General features: G+C 53.2%; 20 protein-coding genes and 1 pseudogene. 11 read left to right on the top strand and 10 right to left on the bottom strand.

Annotation, left to right across the window (positions count from 1 at the left end; all coding sequences use genetic code 11):
• Positions 1-34 precede the first annotated feature (34 nt).
• Positions 35-891 (top strand): annotated as a pseudogene (locus tag JCM12308_RS04850) (LysR family transcriptional regulator).
• Between the two features lie 63 nt (positions 892-954).
• On the top strand, positions 955-1473 hold the full coding sequence (locus tag JCM12308_RS04855) for a hypothetical protein (RefSeq protein ID WP_054783004.1): 519 nt from the start codon (positions 955-957) through the stop codon (positions 1471-1473).
• On the opposite strand, the gene JCM12308_RS04860 is transcribed toward JCM12308_RS04855, so the two are convergent.
• On the bottom strand, positions 1451-2347 hold the full coding sequence (locus JCM12308_RS04860; protein WP_208978258.1) for a LysR family transcriptional regulator: 897 nt from the start codon (positions 2345-2347) through the stop codon (positions 1451-1453). The two genes, JCM12308_RS04855 and JCM12308_RS04860, sit on opposite strands and share 23 nt — an antisense overlap.
• Before the next feature lie 95 nt (positions 2348-2442).
• Between JCM12308_RS04860 and JCM12308_RS27680 the strand changes: the two genes are divergently transcribed.
• Both JCM12308_RS27680 and JCM12308_RS04870 read left to right on the top strand, forming a co-directional pair.
• Entirely contained in the window at positions 2443-2865 is a 423-nt protein-coding gene (locus JCM12308_RS27680; protein WP_083416930.1) for a GFA family protein, read from the top strand.
• A complete protein-coding gene (locus tag JCM12308_RS04870; RefSeq protein WP_054783006.1) occupies positions 2862-3152 on the top strand; it encodes a hypothetical protein in 291 nt (96 codons plus the stop codon). The genes JCM12308_RS27680 and JCM12308_RS04870 overlap by 4 nt, the downstream gene beginning before the upstream one ends.
• Before the next feature lie 121 nt (positions 3153-3273).
• Here the strand turns inward: JCM12308_RS04870 and JCM12308_RS04875 are convergent, their stop codons facing one another.
• Together JCM12308_RS04875 and deoD are read right to left on the bottom strand one after the other, a co-directional pair.
• Positions 3274-3516 carry a YgjV family protein gene (locus JCM12308_RS04875; protein WP_008548770.1) on the bottom strand — a complete coding sequence of 81 codons (243 nt, stop codon included), beginning with the start codon at positions 3514-3516 and terminating at the stop codon, positions 3274-3276.
• Positions 3516-4244 carry a purine-nucleoside phosphorylase gene (gene deoD, locus JCM12308_RS04880; RefSeq protein ID WP_008548225.1) on the bottom strand — a complete coding sequence of 243 codons (729 nt, stop codon included), beginning with the start codon at positions 4242-4244 and terminating at the stop codon, positions 3516-3518. Before deoD ends, JCM12308_RS04875 begins: the two co-directional genes overlap by 1 nt.
• A 97-nt stretch (positions 4245-4341) precedes the next feature.
• Between deoD and JCM12308_RS04885 the strand changes: the two genes are divergently transcribed.
• Positions 4342-5004, top strand: coding sequence for a Crp/Fnr family transcriptional regulator (locus JCM12308_RS04885; RefSeq protein WP_014283647.1), 663 nt, complete (start codon positions 4342-4344; stop codon positions 5002-5004).
• Here JCM12308_RS04885 and JCM12308_RS04890 read toward each other — a convergent pair whose 3' ends face one another.
• Both JCM12308_RS04890 and JCM12308_RS28200 read right to left on the bottom strand, forming a co-directional pair.
• Positions 5005-5826, bottom strand: a complete 822-nt coding sequence (locus JCM12308_RS04890; protein ID WP_208608935.1) for a class I SAM-dependent methyltransferase — start codon at positions 5824-5826, stop codon at positions 5005-5007.
• Between the two features lie 114 nt (positions 5827-5940).
• Complete coding sequence (locus tag JCM12308_RS28200) at positions 5941-6093, bottom strand: hypothetical protein (protein ID WP_014283649.1); 153 nt, start codon at positions 6091-6093, stop codon at positions 5941-5943.
• Between JCM12308_RS28200 and JCM12308_RS04895 the strand changes: the two genes are divergently transcribed.
• Positions 6092-7228, top strand: coding sequence for a cupin domain-containing protein (locus JCM12308_RS04895; RefSeq protein ID WP_054783008.1), 1137 nt, complete (start codon positions 6092-6094; stop codon positions 7226-7228). The two genes, JCM12308_RS28200 and JCM12308_RS04895, sit on opposite strands and share 2 nt — an antisense overlap.
• Positions 7229-7336: 108 nt before the next feature.
• Complete coding sequence (locus JCM12308_RS04900; protein WP_054783009.1) at positions 7337-8008, top strand: helix-turn-helix domain-containing protein; 672 nt, start codon at positions 7337-7339, stop codon at positions 8006-8008.
• Positions 8009-8010: 2 nt separating this feature from the next.
• Here JCM12308_RS04900 and JCM12308_RS04905 read toward each other — a convergent pair whose 3' ends face one another.
• Positions 8011-8400, bottom strand: coding sequence for a VOC family protein (locus JCM12308_RS04905; protein WP_054783010.1), 390 nt, complete (start codon positions 8398-8400; stop codon positions 8011-8013).
• 163 nt (positions 8401-8563) lie between these two features.
• Here JCM12308_RS04905 and JCM12308_RS04910 point away from each other — a divergent pair, with 163 nt between their 5' ends.
• Both JCM12308_RS04910 and JCM12308_RS04915 read left to right on the top strand, forming a co-directional pair.
• Positions 8564-8764: a hypothetical protein gene (locus tag JCM12308_RS04910; protein WP_008548251.1), complete on the top strand. Its 201-nt coding sequence runs from the start codon at positions 8564-8566 to the stop codon at positions 8762-8764.
• Complete coding sequence (locus tag JCM12308_RS04915) at positions 8764-9228, top strand: hypothetical protein (protein WP_208978259.1); 465 nt, start codon at positions 8764-8766, stop codon at positions 9226-9228. The genes JCM12308_RS04910 and JCM12308_RS04915 overlap by 1 nt, the downstream gene beginning before the upstream one ends.
• Positions 9229-9264: 36 nt before the next feature.
• Here the strand turns inward: JCM12308_RS04915 and JCM12308_RS04920 are convergent, their stop codons facing one another.
• The 4 genes from JCM12308_RS04920 to JCM12308_RS29040 form a co-directional block, all read right to left on the bottom strand.
• Positions 9265-9720, bottom strand: a complete 456-nt coding sequence (locus JCM12308_RS04920) for a hypothetical protein (RefSeq protein ID WP_014283655.1) — start codon at positions 9718-9720, stop codon at positions 9265-9267.
• 161 nt (positions 9721-9881) lie between these two features.
• Positions 9882-10355, bottom strand: coding sequence for a hypothetical protein (locus JCM12308_RS04925; protein WP_014283656.1), 474 nt, complete (start codon positions 10353-10355; stop codon positions 9882-9884).
• A gap of 128 nt (positions 10356-10483) precedes the next feature.
• Positions 10484-12550 carry a coiled-coil domain-containing protein gene (locus JCM12308_RS29035; protein WP_208978260.1) on the bottom strand — a complete coding sequence of 689 codons (2067 nt, stop codon included), beginning with the start codon at positions 12548-12550 and terminating at the stop codon, positions 10484-10486.
• On the bottom strand, positions 12547-14151 hold the full coding sequence (locus tag JCM12308_RS29040; RefSeq protein ID WP_208978261.1) for a hypothetical protein: 1605 nt from the start codon (positions 14149-14151) through the stop codon (positions 12547-12549). The genes JCM12308_RS29035 and JCM12308_RS29040 overlap by 4 nt, the downstream gene beginning before the upstream one ends.
• 191 nt (positions 14152-14342) lie before the next feature.
• On the opposite strand from JCM12308_RS29040, the gene asd reads away from it, so the two are divergent.
• Both asd and JCM12308_RS04940 read left to right on the top strand, forming a co-directional pair.
• On the top strand, positions 14343-15236 hold the full coding sequence (asd, locus tag JCM12308_RS04935; protein WP_054783012.1) for an archaetidylserine decarboxylase: 894 nt from the start codon (positions 14343-14345) through the stop codon (positions 15234-15236).
• A 91-nt stretch (positions 15237-15327) separates the two neighbouring features.
• On the top strand, positions 15328-16125 hold the full coding sequence (locus tag JCM12308_RS04940) for a phytanoyl-CoA dioxygenase family protein (protein ID WP_054783013.1): 798 nt from the start codon (positions 15328-15330) through the stop codon (positions 16123-16125).
• The last annotated feature ends 7 nt before the right edge of the window (positions 16126-16132 follow it).

Here is a 16132-nt window from a genome sequence, read left to right on the forward strand (position 1 = left end):
CATGATGAAGCGGATTGCCTACTTTAACGCCGTCATGGAAGAGCAAAGCATCACGGAAGCCAGCCGCCGCTTTGATTTGCAGCCATCCTCCATCTCCCGTCAGATAGCCAGCCTTGAAGAAGAACTCGGCGTGCGTCTCCTCAACCGAAATACAAGAAAGGTCTCTCCCACCGAGGCAGGCCTGCGGTTTTACAGCTACTCCCGGCAGATCCTCTCAGACCTTGATGAAGCCAAACGCGCAATCAGTGACTTGCAGCAGGAGCCTCAAGGCACGCTCACCATCAGCTCCACCGTCGGCTTTGGCGAAACCGTTGTCTTGCCGCTGGTTCCGGCCTTTATGTCGGAGTATCCGAAACTGAAGATCAAGGTTGAACTGACAGAGCGGGTCGTGGACCTGATTGAGGAGGGCGTTGATGTGGCAATCCGCAGTGGAACTCTGGCAGATTCCTCTCTCATTGCCCGCCATCTTTTGCCAAACAACTTCATCATCTGCGCCAGCCCAACCTATCTGAAACAGGCAGGAACTCCCGAAACTCCGCAGGATCTGACCGAACATCGTGCGATTAAATACGGCTATGCAGGTTGGGCCAACTGGTTCCAAATCTCAGATAAAATTGAGAGACTTACCTTAAGCGACACTCTGGAAACAAACAGCGTCAACGGACAAAAGCAGTTGATCCTGAACCACGGAGGCTTGCCCTCATTCCACACTGGGCCGTACGCCGGGAACTGGCGACAGGGGAGTTGGTTCAGGTGCTGCCAGACCTGACCTTCAGCCCCCACGGCCAGCAGACATCCACCTACGCTATTTATCTGAAACGGGAACTCATCTCGCCCAAGATCAAAGTCTTCATGGACTACATAACCAAAAGCATCAGGACTGCGAGTTAACCCGTAATTGACAAAAGAACGATGTTCACTTAAGTGGTGCCGCAACGAAAATGCGAGGGCCAGATGGACTTCATTCACTACACGCTGCAATGGTGCAAAGGCGAAATTCTGGAAGCGTCGATCTTTGGCACTGCAGGCTTGGTCATCTTGCTCTCCGGCATCGCTTTCGGCTGGTTTGGCTCCACACCAAGCGCCAAGGCTATGATGATCCCGCTCATCGTGTTGGGCACCATTGGCTTCACAACAGGTGTCTTTGGCGTGGTCAACAACACCCAGCGCATGACTACGTTCGCAGAGCAGTACCACGAAGACCCTGCTGGCTTCGTCGCTGAAGAAAAACAGCGTGTGGAAGGATTTGAGAAGATCTTTCGCATCACATACCCTCTCGCGATTGCATTTGCTCTGGGCGGTCTCGCCTTGTTCTTCCTGTTCAGCAATGCCCACGCCAATGCCATCGGTGTGACCCTGCTGATGCTCGCCACGCAAGGCCTCATCGTCGACATGTTCGCCGCTGAACGAGGCGAAATCTACTACAAGCACATCCTTGAGGCTCAAGCCGCTAGTGAGCAAACAGCTCCTTGATCAACCCGCGCAGCCATTCATGAGCCGGGTCGTGATGCTGCCTTGCATGCCAGTGCAATCCGACTTCATGCCCTTGAAGTTCAAATGGCAAGCCAAAGCTGGTGAGTTCAAACCGCTTCAGGTAGTCCAGCGTTATGAGGCGGGGCAGGGTTGCAATGAACGCTGACCCTTCAAGAACGTGGGGTATCGTGTGCACGTGAGAGCTGCGCAAAACCACCTTGCGCTTCTTACCAAGTTTGGACAAAGCAACATCCACAGTGCTTCTGCCATACCCCTCCAGCGAAAACAGCAGGTGCTCTCGCTGGCAGTACTCCTCCAATGACATCTGGCCACCCTCAGGCCCGTAATGTGCCGAAGCCACGCCCACATAATCGTCGGCGTAGAGAGGTTCATAGGAAAGGTTGGCGACATCTTGCTTTGGGGCAAGAACCAGATCGACCTGCCCTGTACTGAGGTGCTCACTCACATGCGCACGTTGTATTTGCGAAGTGGTGATGCTGACCCCTGGTGCCTGCTCAGCCAATGCCTTCAGAAGTCGCGGCAAAACCAGCATGCCGTTATAGTCGCTGATGGAGATGCGAAAATCCCGCGTAAGTCCTGCGGGATCAAAGCTCTCGCGGCTTTCAAAACTGCGCAGCATTTCCAGTGCGTCCAGAACACGACCAGCCAACTGCTCCGCCAGATCTGTCGGCACCATGCCGTCCGCAGTGCGGATGAAAAGAGGATCCTGAAAAGTATCCCGCAAACGACGCAGCGCATTGCTGACAGCAGGCTGCGTCAGGTTCAACCGCTTGCTTGCCCGTGTCAGATTGCGTTCCGAGTAAACCGCTTCAAACACCAGAAGCAGGTTGAGATCCATGCTGCTTAAATTCATGAAGTGAATAATAGACCATAATGAAAATAAACTTCAATGAGTGCGGGCAGAACGATACCTTCTTGGGACGGAAGAACGAGCAAGGAAGCATTGCAATGCATGAGATAAGCCACGGCGAATGTTCCTGCGGTGGAACACACGTGAAGCTGAAACTGCATAAGCCGCTCAGCGAGTACACACCTCGCCGATGCTCTTGCGACTATTGCACCCAACATGATGGCATCTACCTGTCTCACCCCAAAGGGGAGCTTCTCATCGAAGCTTCGCAGCCGCTGACTGAAGAAAAGCAGGGAAGCCAACAGGCAACCATCCTGTTCTGCCCGGCTTGCAATGATCTGATTGCCGTCACCTGTCAGATAAACAACCAACTCAAAGGCGCCGTCCGCGCCCCACTCCTCCAAGACTACCCAGTCTTGCCCCCCGCACAAACAGTCTCCCCAGCCTCACTCTCTCCCGAAGAAAGACTAAACCGCTGGGACCAGGTCTGGCTGTCAGTTGATCTGAAAGTGGCGCAATGACGGAGACAGAGTTTGTGTTAGACGATCAAACTTCAATCTTGGCATCTGTGGAACCAAAGGTGACGTCACACCCACATCGGGGAATACAGCTTACATTTGCTGAAAATGACACCGCCGAGGCATTTCTAAGCTTTCTCGAAGCACGATATTTAGTGCTCTACAAGCTGGCCTCAGATGAAGCTGGAAACCCGCAGCTCACCTTCGGCAAAGCAGCCTCAGCCGAAAATGTCACCCTGCTATACCGCGTTTTCGCAGCTGAAAGTGGCCTAGAGAGCGGCGCCTGCTGAAAATGCAAGCTGCTGCAGCCGGAACTGGCCTGATAAAAAGAAAAAGAGCCCTGAGCGCGTCTTGGAGGACGCTCAGGGCTCTTGAGTTTACAAATACCTTGGCTTGATGGGGGCGAGTGCCTTACGCTTCTGCTGGCGTAAGTGCTTGTTGTTGTTGCTTTCTCAATTTTGCCAAGTGGTAAATGTTGATGAACACGCACATGCCGTTGAGCAAAACAACCGGGTAAGCATCAACTGCAACACCATAGATGGTGAACAGGATACAACCGATCATGTTGATCACACGAAGCCACAGGACGTTGCCCATCAGGAGGGAAGTCATCACGGTGATTGAGGCCAGATAGCCTACAAGTTCCATATTCATTATGCGTCAGCCATTTCAGGTGTTGTTGCATAAGCAGTTTCCAGAGCAAGCTCCATCATCTGGTTGAAGCTGGTCTGGCGTTCTTCAGAGGAAGTCTCTTCTGCAGTGATCAGGTGATCAGAAACGGTCAGCACGCACAGCGCTTTCACGCGGAACTCCGCAGCAATCGCAAACAGGGCCGCAGCTTCCATTTCCACTGCCAGAACGCCCATTTTCTGCATGGCTGGCAGCAGAGCTGGATTGGAACCGTAGAACAGGTCACCAGAGAGAATGTTGCCGAAGCGCGGCGAGAGGTCGAGCTCTTTCGCAGCTTCAGAACAGGCCTTCAGCAGTTCAAAGTCCGGTGCAGCAGCATAGTCATAGCCTGCAAAGCGATCACGGATCATCGCGGAGTTGGTGCTGGCGCTGGTCGCAACGATCAGATCGCGCAGTTTCAGCTCTTCATCAACACCACCGCAGCTGCCAACCCGGATAAGCTGCTTGACGCCGTAAAAGTTGATCAGCTCATGTGCATAGATCGAGATGGATGGCATACCCATACCATGCGCCATAACGGAAAGTGGTTTACCCTTGTATTCACCAGTAAAACCAAGCACGTTACGCACGTTAGTAACTTCGCGTACATTTTCCAGATAGGTTTCTGCAATATACTTTGCGCGAAGCGGATCACCCGGCATGAGGACTGTTTCAGCAAAGTCTCCAGTCTGGGCGTTGATATGCGGTGTCATCAAGATTCTCCTATGCAGCTTGCAAGGAGAAAGGTAGAAATATCTCCGATTCAAAAACAGGACAATTGTCCGCATCTCTGAATTAAATAATGCAAAAATGACAATTAAATCGCTCGCTGAAATTGGACATAAGGAAGTCTTGGAATGGATCAAATCTGGCCCGTTCCTTTTACGCCATATGGAGCCGGGAGAATACCTCCTCCGGCAAGGCCAGACCCTTGAGCACCTCTATTGGATAGACGACGGATATTGCACGGTCAGTTACACCGCAGCCAACGGTCGGCGCTTCAGTCATGGCCGCTTCAATATAGAAGATCGCCTCTACGGCGAGATTGAGTTCCTCACCGGCAAGCCAATCCAGTTCGATATCCGCTGCGATGGTCCGGTCAGTGTTCGAGTGATCCCGATTGCTGAACTGGAAGCATTATTGGTTCAGCACCCGCATGTGGGCATCTGGCTAAGCCAATGTCTGGCAGACACCTATCAGGGCGTGATGGATCGGGTCACATCGCACTTCATGTACCCGCTGGCCTACAACATCGCCAAAGACCTGATGCTCCGCGAGCTGGGCAACAAGCCGCCAATCCAGTTTGAACGTGTTTTCCGGGAAGCAGAACGCTTCGGTTGCTCAGAACGCGTCTACCGCCGTGCTGTCAGCCAACTGATCGAGCTGGGCCTCGTGGAAAAACGAGGCCGCGAACTCAAAGTCGCCAACAAAGACAAGCTGCAACGCTACCTCTCCGATGAAGAAGAGCGGTAATCAAACCGCCTTTGGCTCCTGTGCCACAAGCAACAATACCTCATGCGGTGAGCTCATAACGCCGTGGTGCTCTTCCAGAGATTTGCTGATCTCAGCACGCAACTGCGTTTGCTGAGCTTCCGTCGCCTCATTGCCGGGAGGGTAGGAGGTCAGGGTTGCGAACACGGTCTCAGCGTCATCAATCTCGTAGATGTCTTTATAGGTCAGCAGAGTGATTGAGTTGAAACGCTGCTGCAGCTGGCCTGCAACGTCAGCAGGTGGTGCTATCACAGTGGAAGGGTCAACTGGAGCCACATCAAACACGCGGCTGTTGATCTCATAAATCTGCTTCAGGTTGGATGTGCTGTTAAGCGAGATGACAAGCCGCCCATCTGGTTTCAGAATACGCTGCATCTCATCCATGGCTTTATCGGGATCCGACAGGTGGTAGACCATGTGCATCGCCATCACCATATCGCAGGAAGCATCCTCAAACGGGATTGCCTCAGCCTTTTCAACATAACCGGAAACACGCTGCACGGCAGAAAGCGCTTCCAGCGTTCCTTTGGCCTCAGCCACCATCTGCGCGGATTGATCGAGCAGCGAAACATCTAGCCCATTTGGCAACACATGCTGATTGGCAGTCCAGAACCAGCCCGTGCCACACCCGATGTCTGCGATCTTGCTGTTTTCGCGAAAGCCCATGTGTTTGTAAGCCCACTCAAACCAGTTTTTATTGGCATAACGCCGGTGCAGGTTTGCGCGGGTTCTAAGATTTGAGCTGGTCTTGTATTGCTGAGTAACATCGACAGACATGAGCGATCCAATCTTTGCAATAGGCATCAGGAAATCAGAAGGGCGCAGCAAGTGGTTGCCCTACAAGGTCTATTTTCCTCGCAATACAAGCGGCATTCAAATGAAAATCCGTAATCTTTGGCTGGGCACGACTGATTAACACTAACGCCAGCATTTCGCCTTGCCTGTGAGATGCCCTACCATCTCACCATTGCCCACGAACCACACCGTGATAATATGTGCGCGCTGCATTTCCTGATCGTAGGGAGGCATCATGTCAGGCGCATCAAGACGGGACTTTTTCAAAGCTGCCATGGCAGCAGGTGTTGGCGGAGCGGTGGCAACACGAGCCTCCGCAGCTGAGTATCCATCAGGACCATTCTGGAACAACGTTCCCGAACCAGACCTGGCAAACAAAGAACTCCCGAGATTCAAGTTTGAGCTGGAGAAAACCACCGGACGCGTCGATGGCGGCAGCTTTGGCAAAGAGGCCACTGTAGAACAGTTCCCCATCTCAACTGGCATTGCCGGTGTGTCCATGAAGCTGGAACCGGGTGTCGCCCGCGAACTGCACTGGCACGCAACAGCCGCAGAGTGGGCCTTCGTCATGGATGGCCGCTGCCGAACCACAGTCATCAATCCCAACGGTCAATCCGCAACGGATGATTTTGAACCCGGTGACGTCTGGTACTTTCCAAGAGGCCACGGGCACTCCATCCAATGCTTGGGCGATGAACCCTGCCACTTCATTCTGATCTTTGATAACGGCTACTTCTCCGAGTTCGGCACCTTCAGTATCACCGACTGGTTGGGCCACACACCGAAGAGCCTGCTGGCCAAGAACCTTGGGATGCCAGAAAGCGCGTTCGACAACTTCCCCAAATCAGAAGCCTACTTTGTCAACGGCGTCATCCCTCCGGAGCAACCAACACTTCCGCATCAGGGGGAGTTCAATCCCACTCCGGAAACGCACAAATACAGCCTCCTGAAACAAGAGCCCAAGGTAACGCGCAAGGGTGGACGTATATGGCGTGTCAGCCAGAATGAGTTCCCCATTGCAACAACCATCACCGGCCTTGTTTTGGAGCTTGATCCAGGTGCGCTAAGAGAACTTCACTGGCACCCCAATGCGGATGAATGGCAGTATGTGATGGAAGGCAGCATCAGCGTCACCATGTTCGGTGCCAAAGGCCGCTATGCCATTGAAACTCTGAGTAAAGGAGATGTCGGCTATATCCCGCAAGGCTACGGCCACTCCATTGAAAACACAGGAACAGAAAAGGCGCGCATTCTGATTGCCTTTAACACCGGTGAGTATCAGGCCATCGACCTGTCAGAATGGCTTGCCAGCAATCCGGATTACCTGCTGACAGCGCACTTCAATCAGCAATCCAGAGCTGTCAGACAGTTTCCGAAACGTGATGTTTTCATCGCCACTAAGGAGGGATAAGCATAGAGCCAAAGAGATCAAGTTTTGGGAGCAAATCTGTTTGCTCCCCCGTTGATCTGATGGCAAATTGCTGAAGGCGGACCACGAAGCGAACAAGGGAGGGAAGGTGTGCAGCAAAATCAAACCAGCACGTCTTTGCCTGAAACGCTCGCTCAGGTCTGGCATCATGCTGGTCAGCTGGGCGTCTCCGGTCCAATCCTGCCAGATGGCTGCCGGGATCTGATTGTCACCGAAGTGGACGGCAATCGCCCTGCCTGGCAGGTCTCTGAGCTGTTTGACGAACCCCACCAAACCGATCGCATCACTGTAAACCGCATGATCGGGTTTCGCCTCAAGCCGGGCGCGCAGGTCAATGAGCCAGCATTGCTCGCAGCGCTGAAGGGGCTGGGGTCATGGGATGAAGCAACCATCTATCAGCTGCTTGCGGATCACACCCGTCTCAATACGCGCGTGTCTGAAGCGCTGGGCTGTATTGCGGAGGAGCAAGTGTCCATTGCCGCCTCCGCAGGAGCGTTGGGGGTGACGCTCAAAACATTGCAGCGCACCTTGGCGCGCCACACCAACCGTTCACCAGTCTACTGGCGCCAGCTTGCTCGCATCCGCAAAGCTGCCCGACGCGTTGATACCGTCGAAAACTGGGCCGACTTCGCCCTCGTCAACGGCTTCTCTGATCAGGCGCACATGAGCCGCGAGTTCCAACGCTGGTTTGGCGTCTCGCCCATGCAATTCGCTGCAAACACAAGCTTCAAACAACAGGCCCAATCCGTCGCCTTTGGCTAATTTTAAGCCGGAGCCGTCACCGGCGAACATATCTCGATCAGGAACCCGTTCATGTCCTTCACGTAGGAGGTCGTTTGCCCCCACGGCTCTTCCTTCACCTCCTGCACAAGCTCAGCTCCCGCAGCCAACGCTTTTGCAAGGCCGCCAGCTACATCCTCAGTCTGGAAAGCAACCTCAAAGCACGGATTGCTCGCATCTGCATGCGAAGGGTTTTTGCCAAGGCTTTCCATCAGCTTGAAAGAGGAGAACGACAGCGTCGTCTCGCCAGTTTTCACCTCGCCATAATCACCTTCTTCGGTGATCAGACCGGGCTCCACATCAAAGGCTTTGCAATAAAAGTCGATGGTTTCGCGTGGGTTCTCAACGTACATGATGACGTATTTCAAGTGCATGGAATCTCTCCTGTTTTCGTGAGAAGAAACCTAACCAGCCGCAGCCCGCGCGTATTGAAAAAAAGCGACACTTTCGGAGGCAGCACTCTGATCACTCGTGGATGCAAACACGAGGGAATCTGTTAGGCTCCCTCAGGTTCCTGCCAGCGAGCGAGGCTGCTTCATGCGCAATTTCCGCAAAGTCCTGTACGTTCTGATCACCTGCTTCATCAGCGGCTATGGCGCTTACTTCGCCTACACTGCGTTTTATGATGGCACCCTGTTCAACGTCATCGCCGGCTTGCTGATTAGCGCAGTCGGCATCGTAGGGCTCTACGGCACCTTTCGCGGCAAAACGCAGGACAACAATGAGGGGAGGGGATGATGAGCGATCTATCTGAATACAAGGCCAAATCAGGCCGTTTTGAACCGGTCTGGACAATCGAAATCCAAACACTGCCGGAAGATACGGACCGCATACTGGACGCCGTCATGCAAGTGCATCCGCTCAGCTTTGGCCGCTACCAGCGCAACGCAAGCATCTCCGCAACCGGCAAGGAAACCTCTCAGCCAGAACCAAACTCCACCACCACAACTCACGTAGATGGTTTTAAGGCTGGAATGACGGAGACCTACCCCATGGTGGAGCTCAAAATCTCGATCGAACGTAACCTGCACGTCCTCGAAAAGGTCATGGATGCTATCCTCCACGTCCACCACTACGAAGAACCCGTCATCTTCCTCCGCGAAGACTGGGCCAGCCGCGCCGCCTACAACCCCAACAGCACCAACCCAAACCGCTGGTGGAACAACGGCAAAGGCATGCCGGAAAAGTGGGATGAAACCTGAGAGACAAGAAGCCTCTCAGGACAAAATTCTCAGAACTTAGAACTGGACCGGCACAGTTTCGCCAGTAGAAATCTTACACTGACCTACGCCGCCATCCGCAAACCCAAGGCTTGGGTTGCTTAGGGTGATCTGGCACTGCATGGAACGAGCAGCGCTGAACAGTACACCTTTGGCTTTGGAGCTGTAGGTGGTGGAAGAGCTGGAGGTGAAGAAGTCATCATCGTCATCTTCGTAGAAGAAGCCGTCTTCAACGCTCTCGGTCTGCTTCTTCTCAGTCACCAGCTTACCGGTGAAGAACTCACCGCTGGAAAGTGTTGCCACAACAGAGGCTGCGCCATTGTCGAGAAACTCTTCGGTCACCTGAAACGTCACGCTCTGGGAGTTCTTGCCATCCTTGCTGACAACACGGCCTTGCCCTGTAGTGGTCGACTGACAGCCCACCAAAGCTGAAAATGCAGCAACGCACACACCGATTTTTAGAATAGTCTTCATTGTAATTCACCAATCCCGAATAATTGAATGTCGGGTTCGGCTGTCAGAAAATGAGTTCAAGCACCACAATCACCACAGCCAAAAGCCCCTGAACCGGCTGTAGGTCAGGGGCTATGAGACCAGCAATCACAAAAAGCACAGTAACGAAAAGATTTCGCTCTCTAGAACTCCACTGGGAACGTGCCGCCATTGGAAAGCTTACACTGCCCGACACCACCGTCAGAGAAGCCACCGGCAGGATTGGAAAGCGTCACGACACAGCGCATGCTGCGCTTGGCACTGAACAGCACGCCACGCGCATAAGGGCTGTAAGTGGTCGAGAAGGTCGAGACTAGGAACGGCCCGTCATCAAACCCGTCAAAATCATCGAAGTCGTCAAAATCATCAAAGCCGCCGAAGTCGCTCTCTCCAACGTTGGTGGTCTCGCTCTTCGCTGTAACGAGCTTACCCGTAAACACTTCGCCATCAGGCAGAGTGGCAGTCGTCGCTGCGCCACCACCGCCAAAGAAGTTTTCGGTCACTTCAAACTGAACGTCTTTACCACCCAGGCGACCCTGACCAGGCGTCGTTGTCTGACATCCCGCCAAACCAGCAATGGCAATCAGGCACAGGCCTGTCGTGAAATAGCGTCTCATTCTGCGTTCCAATCCCGAATTAAAATGCAAGAGCGTCGGGCCAGAATTGCAGACAATGGTTTCCAAACGTCTTCAAACACCGCTTCCAGCACCACTTGAAATACCGCTGAAATCTTGGGCTAGAAGAACTATTTCTTCTTACCGCGGCGTATAGCCCCCCGCCGTTGCCGGAACATGCCTTTGCGTTGTTTGGTGACTTGTTGCTTGAGGAGCCGCTCCATGCTGGCAATCAGGCTGCGCAGGAAGCCGAACTGAACCTCAGCTTCGGTGATCTTTCCGTTTTTCAGGAAGCTCTCAATCTTGTAAGCAGCCTCGCTGGCAGTCTCGTTGTGATCGACGAAGATAGCCATGTCATCATCGTCCTGAATGACACTGCGCTGACCAAAGAGTTGGTTGATGGTGTCTGCCAGCTCCTCAACCTTGATCTGATAGGCCTCAAGCGTTGCAGCAGTGCGTTGGCCTCGCTCAAAGGCAGCCCGCACATTCTCCATGGCTGCCTCCACCTTATCAAAGGCACTCTTGGCGTCTCGCCCACCCAACTGAGCTTCCGCATCTTGCAGATAGGTTTCAACCTCTTTGACGAGGCTGTTGTACTCAGCAAGGTCCTCTTTGTTTTTGAAGAGATCTTTGCGTTTTCCGAAGGATTTGAGCTGCCGATAGGTTTGCTCAATGCCAATCGCAATGCTCTCATCCTCATCAATCTCGGGTGTCTGGTTCTCAGCAGAAGGCAGCGGAGCCTCTTTGAGCATCTCTTCCAGAGCTGCCACGCACTCATCAAACTTGGCGAACTGGTTCTCAACTTCCTTGCCATTCTCGGCCTTCAGATTGTCCAGCATCACCTGAGCGCAAACGAGCGCCATAGCGTGTTGCTTGGCAAAGCGCTCAAGCAAAGCCTCATTTCCATCAAAACGGTATTGCTGGGCAAACAGCTGTGAGAGCTTGGTCTGCTTGTCAGAAACCTGAATGATCAGATCAGATCGCAACATATCTCGATTTTCGCAGGTCTCAGCATAGGCTTCTTCCAAAGCCTGCTTATCATCCTCCAGCTTATCGAGCAGGGTCTTGGCGTGCTCCGCGATCTGATCCTTGATGGCTTTATGCAGATTGCGCAGCGTCTCTTGCGCTGTGTTGTGAGCACTATCAAACTGCGCCAGATCCACACTCCAGTCATCAAACTCAGCCCGTTTCTGATAGATGCCGGAAATCAGCGTATCGTAGTAAGTCGCTCCCTCGGAGAGGCCATTCAGCAGAGAGGTCAGGATCTGCCGGCTGTTGTCCTGAATGGTCTGCATGACACTCAGAACCTGCTTGGCTGATGAAGCCGCCTTGCGAGCCCCGTCCAGATCACCTGCTGTCAGAGCAGCACTTGCCTCTTCCTGCTGCTGCATCGCTGAGGCGTAGGCTTCCTCCAGATCTTTCACATACTCGTCGACGCAATGTGGCCGGGCCTGACTGAAGATCGTGTTGATCGCATTTCGGATCTGATCCAGTTGCTGCCCCAACTCCTTTTGCTCAGCCGCTTTAGGATCAACAGCCTCCGCTTGTATCTCTTGCTCCTGAACTGGCGCCTCAGTGGCTTTGAGTTCAGCTTTTGCCTTCTTTTTCTTTGGCGGCTTTTGAGTGACGCACCGTTCCAGATTGGCAAGCGCAACCTTCAGGTTGCTCAGGATCGCACGAGCATCCTTTACTCTGCCGTCTGCAATCAGCCCTTCTACCTGAAAGGCGAAGTCTGTGGCGATGCTGTTGTAACTGAGGAAGTCATTTTTATGATCCGGATTTTGCAGCGCCATGCCTTGATCATAAACCGTACTAATCCGGTCTTTGGCAGCTTCAACATCAGCAAGGAACCCTTCCACCTTTGCAGCCGTATCAGCCCCGCGCTCATAGGCGATTTCCATGGAATCGAGTGTTACACGCGCATTGTCCAGTGCATCCTCTGCATTCGCAAACCGCTTTCTCGCCAGCTGATCTTCTGCCTGAGAAACATAATCAGCAGCCTTGTCAAAAAGGTGCGCGTAGATCTTGAGCTCTTCATTGTCCCTGAAGACGCTACGCATCTTATCGTAGTCCTGAACATCAGCCCGCACACGCGCAATAGCCTTTTCCAGCATCTCACGCGCTTCGTCTTCCGTCGCCGCACTGCTGACCTGAGGCATCCAGAGCAGGCTCTTCGCCTCCTTCTCCAGTCTCTTCAAACCATTGCGGGAGTTGCCAACGGCTGATCCGCTTCCTCAACGCGCTGGCCTTGCATGCACACTTCAGCATAATCAATCAGTGCCGATACTTCTGCGCATACCGCATCAAACCGGCCAAGTTGTTTCCCGCCAAACTTCTCATCAGCCTGCGCATACTTTTCAAAGTCCTTGCGCTTGTCAGCCAACGGTTCCAGTGCTCTTCGCAGATCCCGAATTTGCTCAGCAAGAACCTCAAGCGCACTTTCTGCCTCCGCAATGTAATCCTTCATGTCCTCAGCAGCGTCACGCACATCATGAATGCTGGCCTGTGCCGAAAATCCGTTCCGCGCCAACAGAGCCGCTTGCGCTCCAAGGATCGCCGTCTGCGCAGACTGGTAAGCCGCTTCAAAGGAGGGGTAGTTGATGCCGTGGTTCTTGACCAGATCACGCTGGCCGTTGAGCTCATCGACGATTTTCTCCTGCGTTGAAACATCATCAGCAAGCTGTTGAAGGAAAGTCTCATCCACATCGTCAGAGGGTGCAAACTCGCTCTCCGCAGCGGCGGTGCGTGCCAGCAACAAAATCTGCTGCATATGAGAGATGGACTTGTCCGCTTTCGTCAGCGCGGCCTCACAATCCCGGCCACGCTTGCCAAGAACAGCATCATTGGCCTTCTTGGCCTCAACGACAGCTTCATCATGGGCCTTGTTGAATGCACCCAACTGATCAGGCGTGTCATCCAGCGTAATGCTCTGCTCACTCAGATCCTTGATGGTACGCTCTGCAATGGAAACCTTGAGCAACAGCTCGGTGCCACTCGCATCCGCATATCGCTTCGCACTGTCAGTCGCTTCCTTCAGCTGCGCCAGCTTTTCTTTCGCCACATCCAGCGTGCGATTGACTTCTGACACCACGTAGCCAGAAATAGCGCGGTTCATCTCAGTGAAGTTGTCCAGCGCTGCACTGTAGGCACTATCGACTGCGGAAAGATCAACGCTCCAGTTTGTCAAAGGAGCGCGTTCTTTATGGAACTCTTCAACACGCTGCTGATATCGTGCCGCGGTTTTCTTCAGGTCTTCCAGCTCTTCAACAGCTGTTCCCTGACCTTTCTGATAGGCAGCTTGCATGGTCTTGAGGTAATGATCGGCTTTATCCAGATGGCCCTTGATAGCTCCAAGATCATGAAAACCATCCTGATCTTTCTGGCCAGAAACCTCAGTTGCCAGCGCAATTTGCTCTTCACCAAGCGCCTTGGCGGCTTCAAACAGATCCTGAGTTTCATCCTCTTCGGTGAACACCTTGCTGCGCTTGCCCGCAACCTCGATAGATTTTCTGATACGCTTCAGGCGCTTATAGAGGCTACTCAGTTCCGCATCATGTGCCTTCTTCCGGGCTTCCAGTTCAGAAACAGGCTTCTCGACAGCATCTTCCGTGTTGCTTAGAGAAGAAGTGTTAAGCTCAACATCATCCAGCGGAATTTCCTCAAGCTCATCGTCTTCATGAGGGTCGCCTTCCACCAACGGGAACTTCCACTGCAAGTGCCGGTAGACCTTCTGTGCCCATTGATGCTGTTCAGGTGTGAGCTTGTTTTCTGGCATCGGAAACTCCGCAGTGAATGACATCGACTGGCTGTAATTTAGTCTCGGATGCTCTGGAAATGACGTAGATTCAGGCGTTCATGCCGGGATTTGAAAGAACTGGTGAAGAGAGACTTGTGCCTGCGCGCAGACATTAAAATAAAAGTGAGAGTTACTTGCCTTCTTTGGGTATCTCACCTAGTAAAGCCTCGTTATTTTGCGAGTAAGGCTGCCAGATGTCTGAGAAACAACCCATTATCGTTATCGACCGTGAAACCGGCAAAGAGTTTGAAGAAACGGTTCTGGGAGAAAAGTGGATCCGCTGGGCCTATCAGGATTCCAGCTCCAGCCTGATCGAAAAACTGCTGTTCCGCTCCGCGGCCCTCAGCAAGGCGATGGGCTGGTACTACGACAGCTCACTCTCAACCGGAAAAATCCAAAGCGCCATTGATGAGCTCAACATTGATACAGCTGAGTTTGCAGACCCGCAGGCAAGCTTTGCGTCCTTCAACGAATTCTTTATCCGTCACCTGAAAGAGGATGCCCGCCCGTATGACAGCGATGCAAACAGCATCGTCAGTCCAGCAGATGGGCGCGTACTGGTGTTCCCAAAACTGGATGAAGACACCTTCGTGCCAGTTAAAGGTCACCCATTCTCCATCCGCAAAATGTTGCCGGGTATCTCAGAGCGCTACATCGGCGGCGCGCTGGCAATCGTGCGTTTGTGTCCTGCAGACTATCACCGCTACCACTTCCCATGTGCTGGCGAGATCGTAGATGCGAAAGATCTGCAAGGGGCCTATCACTCCGTAAACCCTATCGCATTGGGCGCAGGACCAGACGTGTTTGGTGAGAACAAACGCAGCTACACGCTCATTGAGACCGAAGCTGCAGGCACCATGTGCTACGTGGAGGTCGGTGCGTTTGGTGTCGGCAGTATCGTAAACACCAAAACCTCAGGCTGCGTCAAAAAAATGGACGAGAAGGGCTACTTCAAGTTTGGTGGCTCAACCGTAGTTGTCGTGTTTGAACCGGGTAAAGTGAACTTCAGCGAAGATCTCGTCGCCAACAGCGCGGCAGGCAAAGAAACGCTGGTCAAAGTAGGCCAGCCCTTCGCAACGGTTGCCTGAGAAAATCTCCAGATCGCCTAGCATAAGTTGTATTTATCCTGAGTAACTCTTCGTCCAGACTGTCGGCTTCGCTAACAGACTGGACGGGACCATGCCATCATCACTTATCACTCAGGAGCATATCGATACCTATCAGCGCGAAGGTGTCGTTCTGATCAAGGGCCTTTTCAAAGATCACATCGATCTGATCCGTGCTGGTATCGAGCGAAATATGACTGAGCCGGGTGAGTATGCAGCGGAAAACCTGAAAGAAGGCGAGGGCGGTCGCTTCTTCGATGACTACTGCAACTGGCAGCGCATTCCAGAGTTTGTTGAGGTGGTGAACAACTCACCAGCAGCAGAAGTTGCCGCCGACCTGATGCAATCCCAAACAGTCCAGATGTTCCACGACCACGTGCTTGTAAAAGAGCCGGGAACCTCCAAAACCACACCATGGCATCAGGATGGCCCCTACTACTTCGTGGAGGGGCAGCAGACCGTCAGCTTCTGGTCCCCAATGGATCCGGTCACCGACGCCACCTTGCGCAGCGTTGCAGGCTCTCATCTCTGGGAAAAGCCTGTCTTGCCAATCCGTTGGCTCTCAGAAGAAAACTTCTACGGTGACAGCGATGAGTACATGCCAATCCCGGACCCGGATGCAGAAGGCATGCCGATCCGTGAATGGGAGATGGAACCGGGTGATGCTGTTGCGTTCAACTACTACACACTGCATGGAGCCCGCGGAAACACCACAGACAAGCGCCGCCGTGCGTTCTCGCTGCGCCTATTAGGCGACGACGCGCGCTACATCGAACGTCCGGGCCGGACATCTCCACCATTCCCGGGCCATGATATGAAGCCAGGTCAGATCCTGCGTGAGGACTGGTTCCCAATCATCTACAAGCGCTAACCATTGA

This window comes from Pseudovibrio denitrificans JCM 12308 (genome assembly GCF_001310815.1).
Lineage (GTDB): Bacteria > Pseudomonadota > Alphaproteobacteria > Rhizobiales > Stappiaceae > Pseudovibrio > Pseudovibrio denitrificans.